Here is a 15,699-nt window from a genome sequence, read left to right on the forward strand (position 1 = left end):
CAAAGAAAGGTGCTTCGCACCTTTCGGACCTCTTTATCCTCGACTTTTTGGCCGCTTATCAAGAGGCAATCACAATTCAAATCCAATAAACCTCGCGCGTTGCGCTTCGGGGATTCGATGCAACTCTAGACGCTGGCATCGAATTCACCCGGACGCATTCTATCCCTTTATTGAAGCCCTAATTCAATTCGCGTATCGGCCCCTTTTTTCGATGCTCGCAATTCGCAACTTCGCCCCTCCATTACCCCTTATTCGCCTTGTTTCACAGAATGCATCACGTCGATTCTCTGTGTAGCGATTGGGTTTTTGGCCTGTCTCCAGGCACGGAAAAGCCCCCTCCGGAGAGGGGGCCGATCCTGCGTTTTTGCTGGTCAGGAGCACCGGACGCGCGTACCGGTACTTCCGCCCCGCTACGCCTGCTTTTCCTTCTGCTCGTAGTAGGCCCTGATCTGGCCCTCGGTGAACAGCTTCTTTCCGTTGATGACGGTGGGTTCGGGGAAGTCGTCGCGGCGGGTGCTGTGGGCCCGGACGGTGGCCTCCTTCGGGATGCCGGCCACGCCCTCCAGGCGGCGGGAGATCTCGGCGAGGGGCAGCAGCTCGGGCCGGGCGAGCGGGTCCGCGGCTGCCTCCTGGGCGCCTCGGCCACCCTGGCTGGGCACCAGGCGCAGGTGGTCACGCGAGGCCATCACAGAGCCGTCTGCGAGCGTCACAACGCCCTGTTCGTGTGACGGCCCACCTGCGGTTTCGCCTCCGGGCACCCCCTCCAGACCCCCGTTTCGGCCCTCGGGGCTCTCGTCACGTGACAGGGCCCTGATGAAGGTCGGCGGCTTCTCCTCGGAGGGCTCCGGCGGGGGCATGTAGAGCGCCTCCTCGCTGCGGGCGTGGGTGGCGCGCAGCTCCTTGTAGTAGGCCGTGAGGAGCTTGTACGCCTGCCGCTGGTTCTCGTCCTTGGTGAGTTCGGGGTCCCACGGGGCGTAGGGGGTCTGGATTCGGGTGATGTCTCCGTTGTCCAGCGCGAGGACCATTCGGCCCGCCTTTTTCTGGATGGTCGGCATTTCTGCGCGAGCGCCCATGATGCGCTTCCACTGGTTTTCTGTGTAGCTGCCGACGAGCTTAAGCGGGAAAAGCGGAGTGAGGGAGACTCCGCCGAATTGGTTGTCTTTGAAGTCCTGGAATACGGCGATGATGTGGACGTTCACTTCACGGCCCAGGCGGAGAATGGAAGCGACGTCCCGCCAGACCGGGTCAGCGGCTGATTCACCGCTCTGCTTATCGGCCGAGTGCTGCTCTTTGAGGATGTCCGCGAGGTGATTTGCCTCTTCGAGGAAGATGTAGAGCGGCGGGAAATTAGTCCGCAGCTTGTTCTTCTTCTCGTAATTCCGTGCGGCGAGGACTTCGGCGACCCACACGAGTACGGCGCGCATATCTTTCGGGGCGCGCGGGTTGATGTATTCGTGGACGCCTTCAATTCCGATGAGGGGCGTCAGAGAGACCATCTTCGGGTCGATCACGATGATGGTTCCGCTCTTCATCAGCATCTGTACGGCAAGCCACTGGAGGAACGCCGACTTGCCGCCTCCGGAGCCGACCGAGAGGGCCCAGGAGTTCTGCTCGTCGGCCATCTTCTGGATGATCGGCCGGTCGAATGTGTCCTGCCCGAGGTAGAAGTCGTCCGGGCCCAGAGAGGCCAGGATCGCCTGCACCTTGGCGTCCCAGATGTTGACCGCGGCCGGGGGCTCCGGCGCGGGGGCCGGCGGCTTGGGCGCGGGCTTGTGGGTGTAGACGGCGGTGTAGGTCTCGCCGGTGGTGCTGATCCGGGCGACCCACTCCCCCGGGACGCGGCTGTTGATGAGGGCGGACAGGTTCTGTCGGTCCATCTCGCCGCCGCGCCAGGACCAGGGGAGCCGTACGACGATCCGGGCGTCCGGGGCCGCGAGGGACTCGGGGAGCTGGAGCCAGTTCTGGCGGGGCTCTTCCTCGGGCAGGCCCAGGTCGGCGCGGAGGATGACCCAGATCCGGGGGCCATAGACGGCGTCGTCGCCCGGCTTCTTGGGCTGGTGGCGGTGGGCGAGGACGCAGGAGGCAATCAGGGCGACGGCCAGGGCGACGATGGTGGAGACGCGCCAGGCCGGGACCAGGAGGCCGAGAGCGGCTGCGGTGAGGGCGACGCGGGCCAGGCCGCGCAGGGCGTACGGCAGGTAGTGCCACCTGCGGACCGCCCAGATCAGGGTGCGCACGATCGGCGCGGTGGCGCGGGCGACCTTGACGCACCACTGGACGCGGCGGACGCACCACAGGACGATGCGCACGGTCCGGTCCAGGGCTGCCGCGCCCTTGCCGCGGTACGTGGCGAGCCAGCGTGCGGCGTCGCGTGCCCAGGGCCGAGGCTGAGGCTTCTTCACCAGGCTCACGCGCGGCGGGGCGAAGGCCACGGAGCCCATCTCGGCCGGCGCGCTCGTGGTCTCGGTCCGGAGGCTGCGGGTGCCCGCCTTGAGGACGGTGGCGTTCGTCCGGGCGCCGCCCCGGAGCTCCCGGCCGCCGTAGAACCGGGCGACGGCCCAGACCGCCTTGAAGAGGGCCACCAGGCCGCCCCAGAGGGCCTTGACGCAGCTGACCAGGCCAGCGAAGAAGCCCTTGCCGGAGGTCTTGGCGGTGCCCTTCTTCTTCTTGCTGGCCTGGTCAGCCATCATGCCCAGGACCAGGAGGATGCCGAGCATGGTGATGTTCCCGCCGGGCAGGGTGGCCGCGCCCCAGTTCCAGGCGGTGGCGAACGCGTCGGCGACCCTGCCGCCGTTTTCGGCGCCCGGGTCGGGTGGTGTGCTGGTGTGGGCCGCGAGCGCGGCGGTCATGCTGTGCACGGGAATCCCCTCGGTCTTCGTGCTGGAGGGATCCGGCCGCCCGGCAGGTGATGAATCTCTGGCAGGAGAACCTGCCGGGCGGTACCGAATCCTGATCTTTTCGAGTGGGTCTGACACCGTGCGGACTTCGTCCTGTGGACGGAGTCCGCGTAGTGCCCGTAGAAGTGCGGCGAGCCGTGGCCGTGTGACAGCGCGGCCGGTACTTTCTCGGGTCAGAGGTACTGGCCGATCGGCGCGGACTCCTCGGCCTGGGCGTCCGCCTCGGCCTGCTGGGCGTCCGCCTTGGCCTCGCGGAAGTACTTGGTGACCGTGGACTTCGTGGCGGGGTCGTCGGCGTCGCGGTTGTGGCGGGTGGCGATGGCGTCGAGCACCGTGCGGACGTCCTGGACCCCTTCCGCGACCATCCCGAAGACGTCTGCGCGAATGGACCGCTTCTTCTTCGGCTCGGTGCGGACGACCTGGAGATCCGGGCGGACGTTCCGGACCTCTTCTGCCTGGTCAGAGCCCGTGCCGGTCGGACGTCCGTTCCCATCCGCAGGGATAGTGGACTCCTGAGCTCGTGAGTCCACGACGTCATCAGCGGATGCGGCGAGGAGAGCGGGCCGGGTGCTCGCGGACGTCAGAGCCGGGAGGTCGGACATGGTGCCGAACATCTGCGCCAGGGCGTCGTTGGCGCCCGCGCCGATCCGCTCGCGCTGGATGTCCATCAGGTCGGCGCCGAGACGGACGTCGCCGCTGCCGACCTTCCGGGCGAGCTTCCAGGACTTCTTGACGGACGCCTTGCGGACGCGGTCGGACGGGTGCGACGCGGCGCGGGCCCGGTGGTAGGCAAGGTCGCGGACGATGACGGCGGCTCGGGCCTCCGCCTCGATGTCGCGGCCCTCCTGGTGGACGACGACGCGGCGGGACAGGAACGCGATGCCCTCGGCGGACGCGGTGATGGCCATCGGGGTGAGGCCATAGACCAGGGCCTGTCCGAGGTCCTTCGCGGCGGTCGCGCCCATGGCGGCTGCGGCGGCCGGCAGCGCCCAGAGTCCGGCGCGGACGAGCGCCGGGGCCGACTGCCCGAGGAGCGTGGTGACGAGAAGGACCAGGGCGAGAACCGCGGTCGCGCCCTCACCGGCCGCGAGTGCGCCGATCGCCGTGCCCTCGCCGTACTTCCCGCTGATGTTGTTGTACGTGCCGACGCCACCGGCGATGCCGACCGCGATCATCGGCACGATGGCCATGACGAGCACGGCCCGCTGCATCGTGGTGAGCTTGCGCATCGGGCGGACGTCCTCGGTGTCGTCCTCGACCTCGACGTCGATGACGGGGGCGGTGGTCTTGGTGTTCACGGGGTTCCTTTCGGTTTGGTGACGCCACGAGCTCGCGGGTTCGTGGCGTCACCAGTGGAGTTCCGACGCAGGTGGGAGCTACTTCTTCTTCGATTCCGGGGCCGTGAGGCCCTTGAGCTTGGTGACGAGCCAGCCGACCGCGACGACGGCACCGACGGCCGTGATTCCGATCGGGACGGCGTTCGCACCGACGACGCCGATCAGGCCCATGAGGGTGCCGCCGCAGATGACGACCAGGCCGGTGGTGCAGCCGCACAGCACGACGGCGACGACCAGGAGGAGGACGACGTTGACGACCAGCTCGCGCTGGGCGGGGCTCATGGACGACTGCTCGGGGAGCTGGACAACGATGGGCTGCGGCTGGCCGATCGTGTAGTGGTACGGCACGCCGTCGCGGTACTCGACGGCCGGCGGCCGGTGGTGCGCGACCGGGGCGGCCTGGGTGGGGAACGACTGCGGGAGGTACTGCCGCTGCTGGGGGAGTTCGGGGTTCATGTGTCTGGTCCTCTCAGGCCGCGAGCGCGGTCGACGGGTCGGCGCATCCCGGGCAGCAGCCCAGGGACGTCGGGATGACGTAGGAGAAGGTGACCGCACAGAGCGGACAGGTCCGGCGGGCGCGCATCATGGCGGCCACCGCGCGGGTCCGGCCCGGGGTCATCGGGCGGACCGGGGCGGCCAGGTCGATGCGGTAGAGGTAGGCGGCGCGGACGGGGCGGACCCGGGTGAGCGGGTCGCGGCGGCCGTACCAGAGGACCTGGGCGACGACGTCCTGGCCGTTCGGCCGGAGGCCCTGGGCCCGGAGTTGGCGGCGGGTGGCGAGGCCCTCGGGGGCCAGCCGACGCGGGAAGGTCGGGATGCCGTACTCGTCGCCGGTCGGGTCGAAGAACCTCATCTGGTCACCTCCTGTGCTGGTCACTGGGCTTTGGTGGCGTCGTGGACTCGTGAGCCCACGACGCCAGGAGCGGGGCGGTGCGCTGTTCAGAAGGGGGGCTTGAAGCTCCGGCGGATCAACGGGCGGGTCGGGGTGAGGATCACCCGGAGAGCGAGGCCACAGCACCACTCCTGCGGGGTGAAGCCCCAGAACCGGCTCACGCCCCAGAGCCGCATGGTCACCACGGCCGACCCGAACCCGGCCAGGAACGAGGCCGCCTCAGTCAGAAGCGAGTCGGAGCCGAGACGGCTGGTGACCGTGATCGTGAGGACTTCCACGAGAAGGCCGGCGGCGAGAGAGGAGCGGGTGAGGACCGCGACCAGGAGGCGGGCCAGGGTCGGCGGCATCAGAACCACCCGCCCGACTTCTTCTTGCTGCGGCGGTCGGCGGCCTCCTGGGCGACCGCCTGCTGGCGCTCGGACTCCAGCACGTTGACGTCGGCCGCGGCCCGCTCGATGGCGCCGGACCAGATCTTCCCGGCGGCGCGCTCGGCGGCCGGGGAGCTCTTGAGGCGGGTCGCCTTGGCGAGCGCGAAACCGGCGAGCCCGGCGAGCTTGGCCTGGTCGCCCACGGGGAGCGCGGTCGAGTCCTGGTCCTGGAGCCGTTCCAGCTTCGCCTTCGCGGCGGCGATCTCGCGGTCGATCTTCCTGGTGTTCATGCGTCTCCCTTACGGGGATAGGTGTGGCCGGCGGGCGGATAGGTCGAGCCCTGCGGGGGGACGGCGCCCTCCAGGACCACCCGCTCGAACTGGTCGAGCGGGAAGTCGGAGACCGCGTCGCGCAGGTGGTGCAGGAGCCGGGAGGACCGGGCGGCGTCGTCGGCGGGTGTCTCGATCACTTCGAGCACTCGCCGCACTGGCCGGGGTTGGTCGGGGAGCTGATCCACGCCCCGCAGCCGGAGCACTGCCACAGGTGCCGCAACACGGCGAGCAGAGAGATCACGGCGATCACCCGGCCAGCGTCATGGAGGAGCGGAGGCGGCGGGCGCCACGGTGGAGGTGGGTGTAGACCGCGCCGCGCGACCGGCCCATGCGGGCGGCGATGGCACGGTGGGTGAGGCCCTGGGCCGCGAGCCTGAGCGCCGTGCTCTGGACTGCCGAGAGGTCCGCGAGCGCGAGGAGGTCGCTGGAGTCGTCGGCGGCCGGGGCCGGCGGGAGGGCGCGGGAGGTGAGGACGTCGGTGAAGTCCTCGGGGGTCTCGCTCGCATGGCGGGGCCGGTAGCGGTCAACGGCCGCGCGGAAGGCGATCGAGCGGAGCCAGCCGTAGGCCGACTCGTCGTCGGCGCGGAGCTGGTGGAGGGAGAGTGCGGCGCGGAGCCACGTCTCGGAGACGACGTCCTCGGCGGCGGCGTGGTCCCGGGTGCGGGACACGGCGTAGCCGAGGAGGCGGGAGTTGTAGAGGCGGAACAGCCGGTCGAGCCGGTCCGCAGAAGCCGCGGTGAGCGGCTGGACGTCGATACGATCCATGGAGGATCGCTCCCTTCTGGTGCTTCAGAACGGGTTCGGTCTCAGGCCCCAGTCCGGAGGTGAGATACCGGGCTGGGGCCGTCGTGTTTCCGTGGGATAAAGGTGGCCTAGCCGCTAGCCGTTGTCAAGGCTGGCCGCCAAGTGGCCTAGCCGCTAGTCCTCAAGGGGTCCATGGGCTAGCCTGATCTCGAACACCCACCGAGCGAAGGAGACGTCATGCCTGTCATCGAGCGACCGCTACCGCCCTACATGCAGGTCATCGCCCACATCCGAGCCCAGATCGAGTCGGGGGAATTGCGCCCGGGAGACATGATTTCCTCGGACCGTGAACTGGCAAAGGAATGGGGCATCTCTCGCGTAACGGCCCAGAAGGTCCTGACGGCACTCAAGGCTGAAGGGCTGGCCGAAAGTGTCCAGGGCGTCGGCACCCGGGTCCGCGAGGCCACCACCAAGGTTCACCACACCGGGCGCGACCGCGCCGCAGCTGTACGCCGGAGCGGCCGGATCTACACCCCCGGGGAGTACGCGAGGATCGTCAGCGCGGAGCTGGTGCCGGCGCCCGACGAGGTAGCTGCCGCCCTCAACATCGAGCAGGGAGCCCCCGCGATCAAGCGCGTTCGGGTCACCTACAACAAGGACGACCAAGCCGTGAGCGCCTCGACGAGCTGGTACGACGGCGAGTTCGCGGAAGCGGCTCCGCGTTTGCTGGAGGCGGAGCGCATCCCGGAAGGGAGCTGGGCCTACCTGGAGAACCGAACTGGACGGCGGGCCGTGTACGGCAGCGACTCGCTCGACACTCGGCTGGCCACCGAGGAGGACGCAACTCTCCTCGGCCTGACCTTGCCTGCGGCCCTGAAGGAGTCGATCACGACCCTCAAGGACGGCGAGAACGTCGTGGTCGAGTACGGGATCAGCATCAGCCAGTCCGGACGTCGCTCTGTGTACGAGTACGAAATCGACGGCTGAGCATGTGGTGTCCCTACCGCGCGTAGGGATGTCCGCTACCGGGCGTAAGCTTCACGGAAGCACGATCAAGATCCTTAAACGCAAAAAAGCCGCGAGCTCCAATCCGGGCTCTCGGTCAGGGTTCGAAGCCTGACCGCGAGTCGAAGTCCCGGAAGAGGAGCTACGCGGCGACCAACCAGAGGTCTGCTGTCGAGTGTAAGGCAGGGCGGGGGAGATTTCTCCTCCCCCTCTGTCGATCACTCGTGCAGTGGGCCCCGAAAGGGCGCACGTGAGCCAACACGAGCAGAGCCCGCAGACACAGGAGTCTGCGGTGATCCCGGAGCAGGGATCAGGCGGGACGGTCTCGACTCTCACCCGGGGCGGAGTCGTCCCGCAGACGCAGCCGATCCCCGGCATGAAGGCCGGGTGGCTGTTTCGCACGGCCGATCGGATGATCCTTCACCGCTCCGGGCAGAACGCTCCCGCGCTCCCGATCGGCTGTGTGCCGCCGGTGCTCGGGAAGATCACCTACCGGGACAGCGACCGGCGGCACACGAAGATCGCCTTCCTTCTGGAGACCGAGGAGGGCGCCCGGATCGTCCAGGCCCACCAGATCTTGGACGGGTCCTGGGCGGACGTCGTCGGGCTGGACCGGCCGGTGTCGCGGGACGAGTGCCAGGCGTACGCGAAGGTCATGTCCATGGACGTGCGCGAGGCGCCGGAGATGCCGTCCATCCCCATCAAGAACAAGGACGGGGGCCTGGTCCTGCCCGGCCCCGACTCCCAGGATCTCGGCTACATGCGCACGGGCGACCCGGACGAAGACGCGGCCCTGGTCGCGTGGCGCCGGATCGCGGAACTCGCGATGGCCGCACCGCGTACGACGCTGGGCTTGTCAGCGTTCTTCGCAGCTCCGCTCACCTCCTCGCTCCGGTCGATTCACACGCACGTCCTGGTGCTGTACGGCTCGGGCCAGATGGGCAAGTCCACGCTCCAGAAGGTCCAGGCCGGGACGATGGGCAACCCGACCGAGACGTACAAGATCTTCGGCGCGCTCAACACCACCGCCCACGCGTTGCCCGAACAGCTCATCCAGGCCCGGTACCTGCCGATGACCCGAGAGGAGCTGTCCTCCGGCGGACTCACGCTGAAGGAGATCCAGGCCCTGGTGAGCCGAGTCCTGGGCGGTGCCCGCCGCGACCGACTCGACCAGTCCGGCGCGCTGCGTTCCAGCGTCGGGACCTTCCGCTCGATGCTGTGCGTCTCGGCCAACGAGTCGCTGATGGTGCCCGGGCAGCCGGAGTCGTTCGCCTCCCGGGTGATCGAGCTGCACGAGCCGTTCTTCGCGGACGCCGCCTCCTCCGACGAGGCGGTCGCGCTGTCCACGCAGTACCACGGCTGGCCCCTGGTCTGGGCCGAGCGGGCAGAGATGTTCACCGCCGAACGCATCAAAGGGTGGCGGGAGCTGCACGACCAGATCACCAAGCGGCTCAGCACCGCTGACAGCGGTATCCCGTTCACCCTCGCTCGGACCCTGTCCCAGTGGGTGGTGGGCGGCTACATGATCGGGGAGCTGCTGGGCCTGCCGCAGATGGGCGAGGCGGCGTTCGAGGACGCGCGCACCGAGCTGCCGCGCGTGACTGACACGGCGGCCGTGAACAACGTGAGCCCGGGGCAGAGCGTGTGGGAGCTGGTGGCCGGCGCCATCGCCATGCACCCGGCGATGTGGCTGACCGAGCACACCCTGATCACCGATTCCGACGAAGCCGAGTACAAGCCGCGGGACGTCCTGGGCTACTGGTACAAGAACAGCAAGACCGGTGCGACCGAGCTGCATGTCTACGGTGAAGCGCTCAAGCGCATGGGCCTGGAGGGTGGAGTCGTGCTCGCCCCCGGGCTCGGTGAGCTGAAGCGCCGGGGCATCCTGCGGGTCACTCAGACGCGGGGGTTCAAGTCGAAGCCGCCGTCCGTCAAGCTCCGTCAGCGGGTGCAGGACATGGTCTACATCTTCAACGTCGATGCGGGCCGCGAAGCGTGGGACCCGACCGACGAGAAGGTTGTCCACGACGTCGCACCGGCCCCGGCCGACGACTCTCCGATCGCGCGGGCCGAGGAGGCAGCACTGGAGCGTGCCCGGGCCCTCGCCTCTCCGGCCACTGCGGTTGATGGGGCCACGGACTCGCGGGCTCACGACGTCACGAACACGTCTACGGTCCTGGTCACACCGCCCAAGCCGACCACGGCCCCGTTCGTCCCCTACCCGGAGCCGGTGCCCGCCGTGACCGACCAGGAGTGGGCCGACCTTGAGGCGCGCGGCTCCTCGGTGTGGCGGACGCGGGACGCGCTGCGGCTCGGTGTGCTGGGCGCGGACGGGCTCTACCTGCCCAACTGCCAGCCGGTCCGGGGCGTGCGGCGGCCGACGTCGGTCAACGACGTGCCGGAGCTGATGGCGGCGTACGGGCTGAAGACGCTCTACCTCCACAACGACATGCTCGACGCACTCGAACTGCCCGCGTTCAACCCGCGCAAGGAGGGTGGACCGCAGGCGCCGGCCGCGTGCGAGTGGGGTGTACCGGGCGACGCGATCACGAAGATGCAGCCCGAGTCCGGCGTCTCCTGCTGGATGACCCTCACGACGCCGGAGGGGCGCCTGAACGTGGCGATCCCCGCGTACGAGAGCCGGTTCGACAAGCTCGGGCTTCCCGGCCGGGGCGGGTTCGGCGGCGCCGAGTCCGCCGCCGTGATGCTGGACGCGCTCATGATCTACCTGCTGTCCACCGAGCACGGCCCGTCCGACCGGCCGCGCGTGGTGCCCTTCTACCTCGGCCCGAACAAGACGGCCGAGGACTTCGCGGGTGGACTCGACCGGGACGACGTCGTCTCCCCGATGGTCCGGGCGATGGCGAAGAAGGAGGACCACCAGGGCGACGGGCCCGCGCGGTTCCAGCGTTGGTCGGGGCCGCTCGCAGAACCGCTGGGCGCACCGACGATGGTCGCGCCGCAGTGGGCGCGGGTGCCGAACCTCGCCGAGGAGCAGGAGACCTACCTGCACAAGTTCGACCGGGTCGCGGCGTGGCTGCCCGCGTTCAACTCGGTGGTGCTGGGGATCGGTGACCCGACGCACTACCCGCAGGGACGGGAGTACGACCGGCTCAAGGCCGGGGCCTGGCGGATCGCGTCGGTCCCGGGCGGGATCGACCGCGGCGTGTTCGAGGGACTGCCGCCCCTGACGTTCCGGCCGGCGGCCGAGGGCGGGTTCTGGCTGTTCAACCCCGACGTGGATCTGCTGGTGGAGCTGTTCCCCGACTGGGCGCCCAGCATGGAGATCGTGGAGGCGTACGTCTGGGAGACGTCGAAGCGGGCGCTGACCGGCATGTACGAGAAGCTCCTGCGGATGCGGCGGTACGTGATGCGCTGCCAGGGCGAGGGCCGTCCCGGCGCCCGGTGGGTCAAGGGCATCCACGGGCGGCTCTACCAGTCGTTCCGCGGCTACCTCGGGCGCAACGACCCCCGGTTCGACCACGAGACCGGCGACGTGTACGAGCGGGACATCTACTGGAGGCCCGACTGGGCCAAGGCCATCATGGCGCTGGCCAACGCGAACACCTTCCGGGCTCTGCACAAGTACGCGGTGCAGGACGGGCGCTTCCCGCTCTCCCTGTATGTGGACGCGGCCACCTACACCAGTGACCACGCCGACCCGGCTCAGGCCAAGCCGACCGCCATGCGGCTGGGCACGACGTCGGGCACCTGGAGTTCGGAGGGCGTGATCCCGATGGCAGAGGTGGCCGGACGCCTGAGCGACTCCGTCGATCACCGGGGCGACAACGCCCACACCGTGATGCGCGAGTACCTCGCAGCGCAGAAGAAGCAGGAGGGCTGACGTGGGCAAGTGGTGGAAGTTCGGCAGGGACAAGGACCGGTCCGAGAGCACCCCGGCTCCGGCCCCAGCTCCGTCGCCGGAGCCTCAGCCCTCCGCCGAACCGTCGGCACCGGCGGAGAAGAAGAGCGGCGGATTCCTGTCGCGGCTGTTCGGTCGGAGCAAGCAGAAGGTGGCGCCGGAGACTCCTCCCGCAGAGCCCGCGCCGCCGGCCGAGCCGCCTGCCTCCCCGCCGTCGCCGCCCACGACCGGCGGCGGGGGAGGTGGCGGAGAGGGCGGCGGCGCTGAAGAAGGGGAGGGGGCGCCGGAGCCGGAGCGGGTCTACCCCTCCTCGCTGACCCTCTCGGTGCAGGGAACCTGGGTCATCTCCAGCAGCATCTGGCACGGCCCGATCTCAGGCACTCTCACCGGGGCCAACGCCAAGGCGTTCGTGATCCACATGGAGAAGGGCAACGAGGAGTCCGCGATCCGCCTCCTTGCCGACGCCTACGACGACAAGGAGATGGGCTTCGCCCGGTACCTCGACACCGGCCAGTCCTCCTGGGACGAAATCATCTACTGACCGGGCACCAGCGAATCCAGGGCCCGTGCCTTTCGAGGCGCGGGCCCTGTTCATGGACTCGTGACGTCACGAGTCCATGACGTCACTCGTTCGACTGAATCCCGCCGTAGAACCTCCAACAGGCGACAGAATGAAGCCCCATCGGAGCACCAGCGACAGAAGGAGAACCATGAACGGATTCAACGAGATGGCCAGCGCGGGGCACCCGCTCGGCATCGCCATGCAGATCCCCGACGTCACCATGACCCTGACCGAAGCGGTCGACCGGCACTCGTTCCTCGAAGACGCTCTGCACGACCAGGAGGTCACCCTCGCCTGGAACAACGCCGCACCGGAGACCCGGGCAGCGCTGCTGCTGAGCCTCGCTTGGGGCACCCGCGAGCACGGGATCTACCCTGGCTTCCTGCCTGACGGAGTGGATGACCCCGGGTGGGCCGTGGCCGAGGCACTCGCTCTGTACGCGCGGGACTTCCCCGGCAGCTCGGAGGAGTTCCACGGTCCCCGGTTCCCGATGATGCCGTTGCCGGGGCAGGCCGGCGCCTTCGCTTCCTCCGTTGGCTTCGACCGCGAGGAGGAGAGCCTCAGCATCAGCCTGCGGTCCGCGCTGCTGATGCTGGCCCAAGCCCGGAGGAAGGCACACCAGTGACACGCTCGTTGCCCAGCGCACCCACCCCGCAGTACGGGGCCCCGGCCCTGCCGCTCACCACCAGGAGGACCCCCGTGGACATAGACCCTGAGATGCACATGTACGACTGCCCGGGAACCAACGGACGCGGTTGCGAGACCTGCGAGGGGTGGGAGGGTCGCACCTTCGACGAGATCCGCGCGGAGCTTGCGGGGACCCCGGCCGGGGCGCCGGCCCCCGGTCCGATCCTCCGGGCACAGGAAGCGGACCGGACCGGCCGCCACGCCGACCACTGCGACCGTTTCGCCTACGACGGCGGGATCTGCAACTGCGCGGACGACTACGACCGGGAACCGCCGAACATGGCCGACCTGGAGGACGGCATCGACGCCAGGTGGTGAAGCCAGGATCGGGCCTTGCGGCCCACCCTGGTAGGGCCCTCGCCGCACAGCCGGTGGGGGCCCTACTGCTGCCGCAGCGGCTGCCGCAGGTGCTGCCGCAGCCGCTGTTGCAGGTGAGCTGTCATGCGTTCTGACCTGCGGCAACCCCCCTCGACCCCCGCCCCTCCAGAAGGTGCGACAGGGAGGCACGACAGCCCCTTTCGTGGGTTCCCGGCCCCGTGAGGCCGTGACGTCACCAGGAAGCCTCTACGCTGCCGCCCATGGACATCTACGCGATGACGAATCAGAAGGGTGGTGTCGGCAAGACCGCCAACACCATCAACCTGGGGGCGGCCCTTGCCGTTCTCGAACGCCGGGTGCTGCTGGTCGACTGGGACCCGCAGGGGCACATGACCGAGGCTCTGGGCGTGACCGAGAGCCCTGACGACCGGACGATGAAGGGCTGGATCCTGGGGGAGTGGACCGGCGACCCGCACGAACTGGTCGTCGCCTACCGGGACCGGCTGCACGTCCTGCCGACCAACATGGACATGTTCATGCTGGACAAGGGTCTCTACGCCGCGACCGCCCGGGAGATGCGGCTGGCGAAGCTGCTGGCCCAGTTCGAGGACGACTACGACGTCTGCGTCATCGACGCCCCGCCGTCCCTCGGCATCGGGACGGAGTGCGCGTTGATGGCCGCGCGACAGAGGCCCGGACGGCGCGGGGGCCTGCTGGTACCGGTTGAGGCCGAGGACTCCAGCATCCGGGCACTGCGGCTGCTGCTACGGCAGGTCGCGATCCTCTCCGACGACATGGACGTCGCCATCGACGTCCTGGGCCTCATCCCGACGCGCTTCGACATGCGGGACGGCGAGATCGTCAGCAGCATGCTGGAGGCGTTCCGCGGTCTCGGGGCACCTCCGGTGATCGCGGAGATCAAGAAGCGCACGGACGTCCGGAAGGCGTGGCGGGCGAAGGTGCCCCTGCTGGAGTTCGACCCGAAGTGTGAAGCGTCGGGATGGTTCCGCGACCTGGCGAAGGCGGTTCTGGCCTCATGAGTGCAGCACGGCAGCCCACTCCGCCCCCGGACATGGGCGGGGTCAGTGGCGACTGGGAGAAGCTCAAGAAACTCCGCCGCGGCGAGAAGACCGAGCCGGAGCAGAACGGCGACCAGGAGCAGCGCGACGTCGACCAGGAGCAGCCGCGCGGGCGTCGCAAGTCCCCGCCGGGGCGAAGCCGCGGCGGCCGGCGCCCGCCGCCCGCCGCCGCCGACGCGGTCCCCACCACCGTGCGGTTCGACCCCGAGGAGTCCTCGCAGATCGACAGGTTCGTCCTGGAGCTCCGCGACGACGCCGGGCGCCGGGCACTGGACAAAGCCGAGGTCGTCCGGGAGCTGATCCGGATGGGCATGGAGCACGAGCCGACCCGCAAGGCGTTGCTGCGGCGGCTGCGGTGAGGCACTGAGCAGGAAGTAAAAGGCGCACGTCAGGGCCGCAACGCGTGAAGCGTTGCGGCCCTGACGTGCGTAAAAGGCCGTGCCGCACGGACAGAACGGACGTTGCAGCGGACCCCTGGTGACGTCACGAGGCCACGAGGCCGCGAGTTCACCCAAGCCCCTTGACAATGGGTGTGCAGAAAGCGCACAGTATGGGTGTGCGGCAAACGCACACCTTCTGAGAGGGGAACACCATGGCCGTCTCCATCACCCGCACCACCGAGTCCACCACCATCGACTGGACCCGCTCCGACGACCCGCAGGGCTACATCGTCCAGGCCGTCGACAACGGGCGCCTGGAGCAGGCGCTCACCGCCCTCGGCCTCAACTCCTACGCCGACATCGCCGCCCTGGACGAGTTCGAGCGGGCCGACCTGCTCCGCAACACCGCACACCTCGTCAACGACCTGACCCGCCGCGTCCGGCACCTCACCGTCGCCTGCCGCGAGAGCGGCATGAGCTGGGGCACCCTCGCCTCCAACCTGACCGGCGACCCGAACGCCCGCAGCACCGCCCGCAGCACCTACGAGGCCGGAGTGCGCCAGCTCGGGACCCGGCCGCTCCCGATGACCACGTACATCTGGAACGCGGACAACATCACCAACCTGGACGACCCGATGATGAGCGGCTCCATGGCCGGCACCGTGACCGCCGTCTCCGACCAGGCCGCGAAGAAGTCCGTGGAGGCCCAGCTCAAGCAGAAGGGCTGGACCCTGAACGGCACCCTCAGCCTCATCCCGCAGCCCACCCAGGACTAACCGAGCACGGACCCACCGAGCACCTCACAGACCAGGAGACCCACATGCTCACCGCCGTCGTCGCCGTACTCGGCACCCTGGCTGGCGCCTTACTCACCGGCGCTCTCCAGCACTTCAGCCAGCGCGCCCAGCGCACCGCCACCGAGACCACCGCCCGCCGGGCCGAAGCAGTCACCGCCGTCACCGAGCTGGCCTCCGCACTGGCCGACCACCGACGCGCCATGTGGATCAGGGAAGACCTTCGGCTGCGCGACCAGGACTGGACCGCCGCCCGCGCCGATAGCCACAACACCCGATCCGCGGTCACCGCGCCCCTCCTGCGGGTGCAGCTCCTGCTGCCCGCCGTCGCGCCAGCCGCACAGGAAGCCGCCCGCGCCACCTACGCACTGCGCGACGCAGACGGCCATCCCCTGCTCAACGACGCACGCCTCCAGGCCATCCAGAAGACCGACGCACTCGT

The 15,699-nt window shown here is 69.2% G+C and carries 17 protein-coding genes; 9 read left to right on the forward strand and 8 right to left on the reverse strand.

The window, feature by feature from the left end; genetic code table 11:
• Positions 1-410 precede the first annotated feature (410 nt).
• The 8 genes from OG599_RS35305 to OG599_RS35340 all read right to left on the reverse strand — a co-directional run bounded on the left by OG599_RS35305 (position 411) and on the right by OG599_RS35340 (position 6,591).
• The gene (locus tag OG599_RS35305) at positions 411-2,858 is read right to left on the reverse strand and encodes a hypothetical protein (protein WP_327180462.1); all 2,448 of its coding nucleotides are present in this window, start codon (positions 2,856-2,858) and stop codon (positions 411-413) included.
• A gap of 212 nt (positions 2,859-3,070) precedes the next feature.
• Entirely contained in the window at positions 3,071-4,195 is a 1,125-nt protein-coding gene (locus OG599_RS35310) for a conjugal transfer protein (RefSeq protein WP_442809748.1), read from the reverse strand.
• A gap of 78 nt (positions 4,196-4,273) precedes the next feature.
• Positions 4,274-4,690 carry a hypothetical protein gene (locus OG599_RS35315; RefSeq protein ID WP_327180463.1) on the reverse strand — a complete coding sequence of 139 codons (417 nt, stop codon included), beginning with the start codon at positions 4,688-4,690 and terminating at the stop codon, positions 4,274-4,276.
• Between the two features lie 13 nt (positions 4,691-4,703).
• Positions 4,704-5,087 carry an RRQRL motif-containing zinc-binding protein gene (locus OG599_RS35320; protein WP_327180478.1) on the reverse strand — a complete coding sequence of 128 codons (384 nt, stop codon included), beginning with the start codon at positions 5,085-5,087 and terminating at the stop codon, positions 4,704-4,706.
• A gap of 86 nt (positions 5,088-5,173) precedes the next feature.
• Positions 5,174-5,473, reverse strand: coding sequence for a hypothetical protein (locus OG599_RS35325; protein WP_327180464.1), 300 nt, complete (start codon positions 5,471-5,473; stop codon positions 5,174-5,176).
• Positions 5,473-5,784, reverse strand: a complete 312-nt coding sequence (locus tag OG599_RS35330) for a hypothetical protein (RefSeq protein ID WP_327180465.1) — start codon at positions 5,782-5,784, stop codon at positions 5,473-5,475. Before OG599_RS35330 ends, OG599_RS35325 begins: the two co-directional genes overlap by 1 nt.
• Entirely contained in the window at positions 5,781-5,963 is a 183-nt protein-coding gene (locus OG599_RS35335) for a hypothetical protein (protein WP_327180466.1), read from the reverse strand. The genes OG599_RS35330 and OG599_RS35335 overlap by 4 nt, the downstream gene beginning before the upstream one ends.
• 109 nt (positions 5,964-6,072) lie before the next feature.
• Entirely contained in the window at positions 6,073-6,591 is a 519-nt protein-coding gene (locus OG599_RS35340) for an RNA polymerase sigma factor (RefSeq protein WP_327180467.1), read from the reverse strand.
• Positions 6,592-6,807: 216 nt separating this feature from the next.
• Between OG599_RS35340 and OG599_RS35345 the strand changes: the two genes are divergently transcribed.
• The 9 genes from OG599_RS35345 to OG599_RS35385 all read left to right on the forward strand — a co-directional run.
• Complete coding sequence (locus OG599_RS35345; protein WP_327180468.1) at positions 6,808-7,557, forward strand: GntR family transcriptional regulator; 750 nt, start codon at positions 6,808-6,810, stop codon at positions 7,555-7,557.
• Between the two features lie 268 nt (positions 7,558-7,825).
• Positions 7,826-11,419 (forward strand): hypothetical protein, encoded by a 3,594-nt coding sequence (locus OG599_RS35350; protein ID WP_327180469.1) that lies wholly within the window; start codon positions 7,826-7,828, stop codon positions 11,417-11,419.
• A 1-nt stretch (position 11,420) separates the two neighbouring features.
• A complete protein-coding gene (locus OG599_RS35355; RefSeq protein ID WP_327180470.1) occupies positions 11,421-11,978 on the forward strand; it encodes a hypothetical protein in 558 nt (185 codons plus the stop codon).
• 169 nt (positions 11,979-12,147) lie between these two features.
• Positions 12,148-12,624: a hypothetical protein gene (locus OG599_RS35360; protein ID WP_327180471.1), complete on the forward strand. Its 477-nt coding sequence runs from the start codon at positions 12,148-12,150 to the stop codon at positions 12,622-12,624.
• Between the two features lie 74 nt (positions 12,625-12,698).
• Positions 12,699-13,004 carry a hypothetical protein gene (locus tag OG599_RS35365; RefSeq protein WP_327180472.1) on the forward strand — a complete coding sequence of 102 codons (306 nt, stop codon included), beginning with the start codon at positions 12,699-12,701 and terminating at the stop codon, positions 13,002-13,004.
• Positions 13,005-13,264: 260 nt separating this feature from the next.
• Positions 13,265-14,044: a ParA family protein gene (locus tag OG599_RS35370; RefSeq protein WP_327180473.1), complete on the forward strand. Its 780-nt coding sequence runs from the start codon at positions 13,265-13,267 to the stop codon at positions 14,042-14,044.
• On the forward strand, positions 14,041-14,442 hold the full coding sequence (locus tag OG599_RS35375; protein ID WP_327180474.1) for a hypothetical protein: 402 nt from the start codon (positions 14,041-14,043) through the stop codon (positions 14,440-14,442). Before OG599_RS35370 ends, OG599_RS35375 begins: the two co-directional genes overlap by 4 nt.
• 233 nt (positions 14,443-14,675) lie before the next feature.
• Complete coding sequence (locus tag OG599_RS35380) at positions 14,676-15,239, forward strand: hypothetical protein (RefSeq protein WP_327180475.1); 564 nt, start codon at positions 14,676-14,678, stop codon at positions 15,237-15,239.
• Positions 15,240-15,283: 44 nt separating this feature from the next.
• Positions 15,284-15,699, forward strand: a 416-nt coding sequence (locus OG599_RS35385) for a protein kilB (protein WP_327180476.1), incomplete at its 3' end; no start/stop codon positions are given.

This window comes from Streptomyces sp. NBC_01335, from assembly GCF_035953295.1.
Classification (GTDB): domain Bacteria; phylum Actinomycetota; class Actinomycetes; order Streptomycetales; family Streptomycetaceae; genus Streptomyces.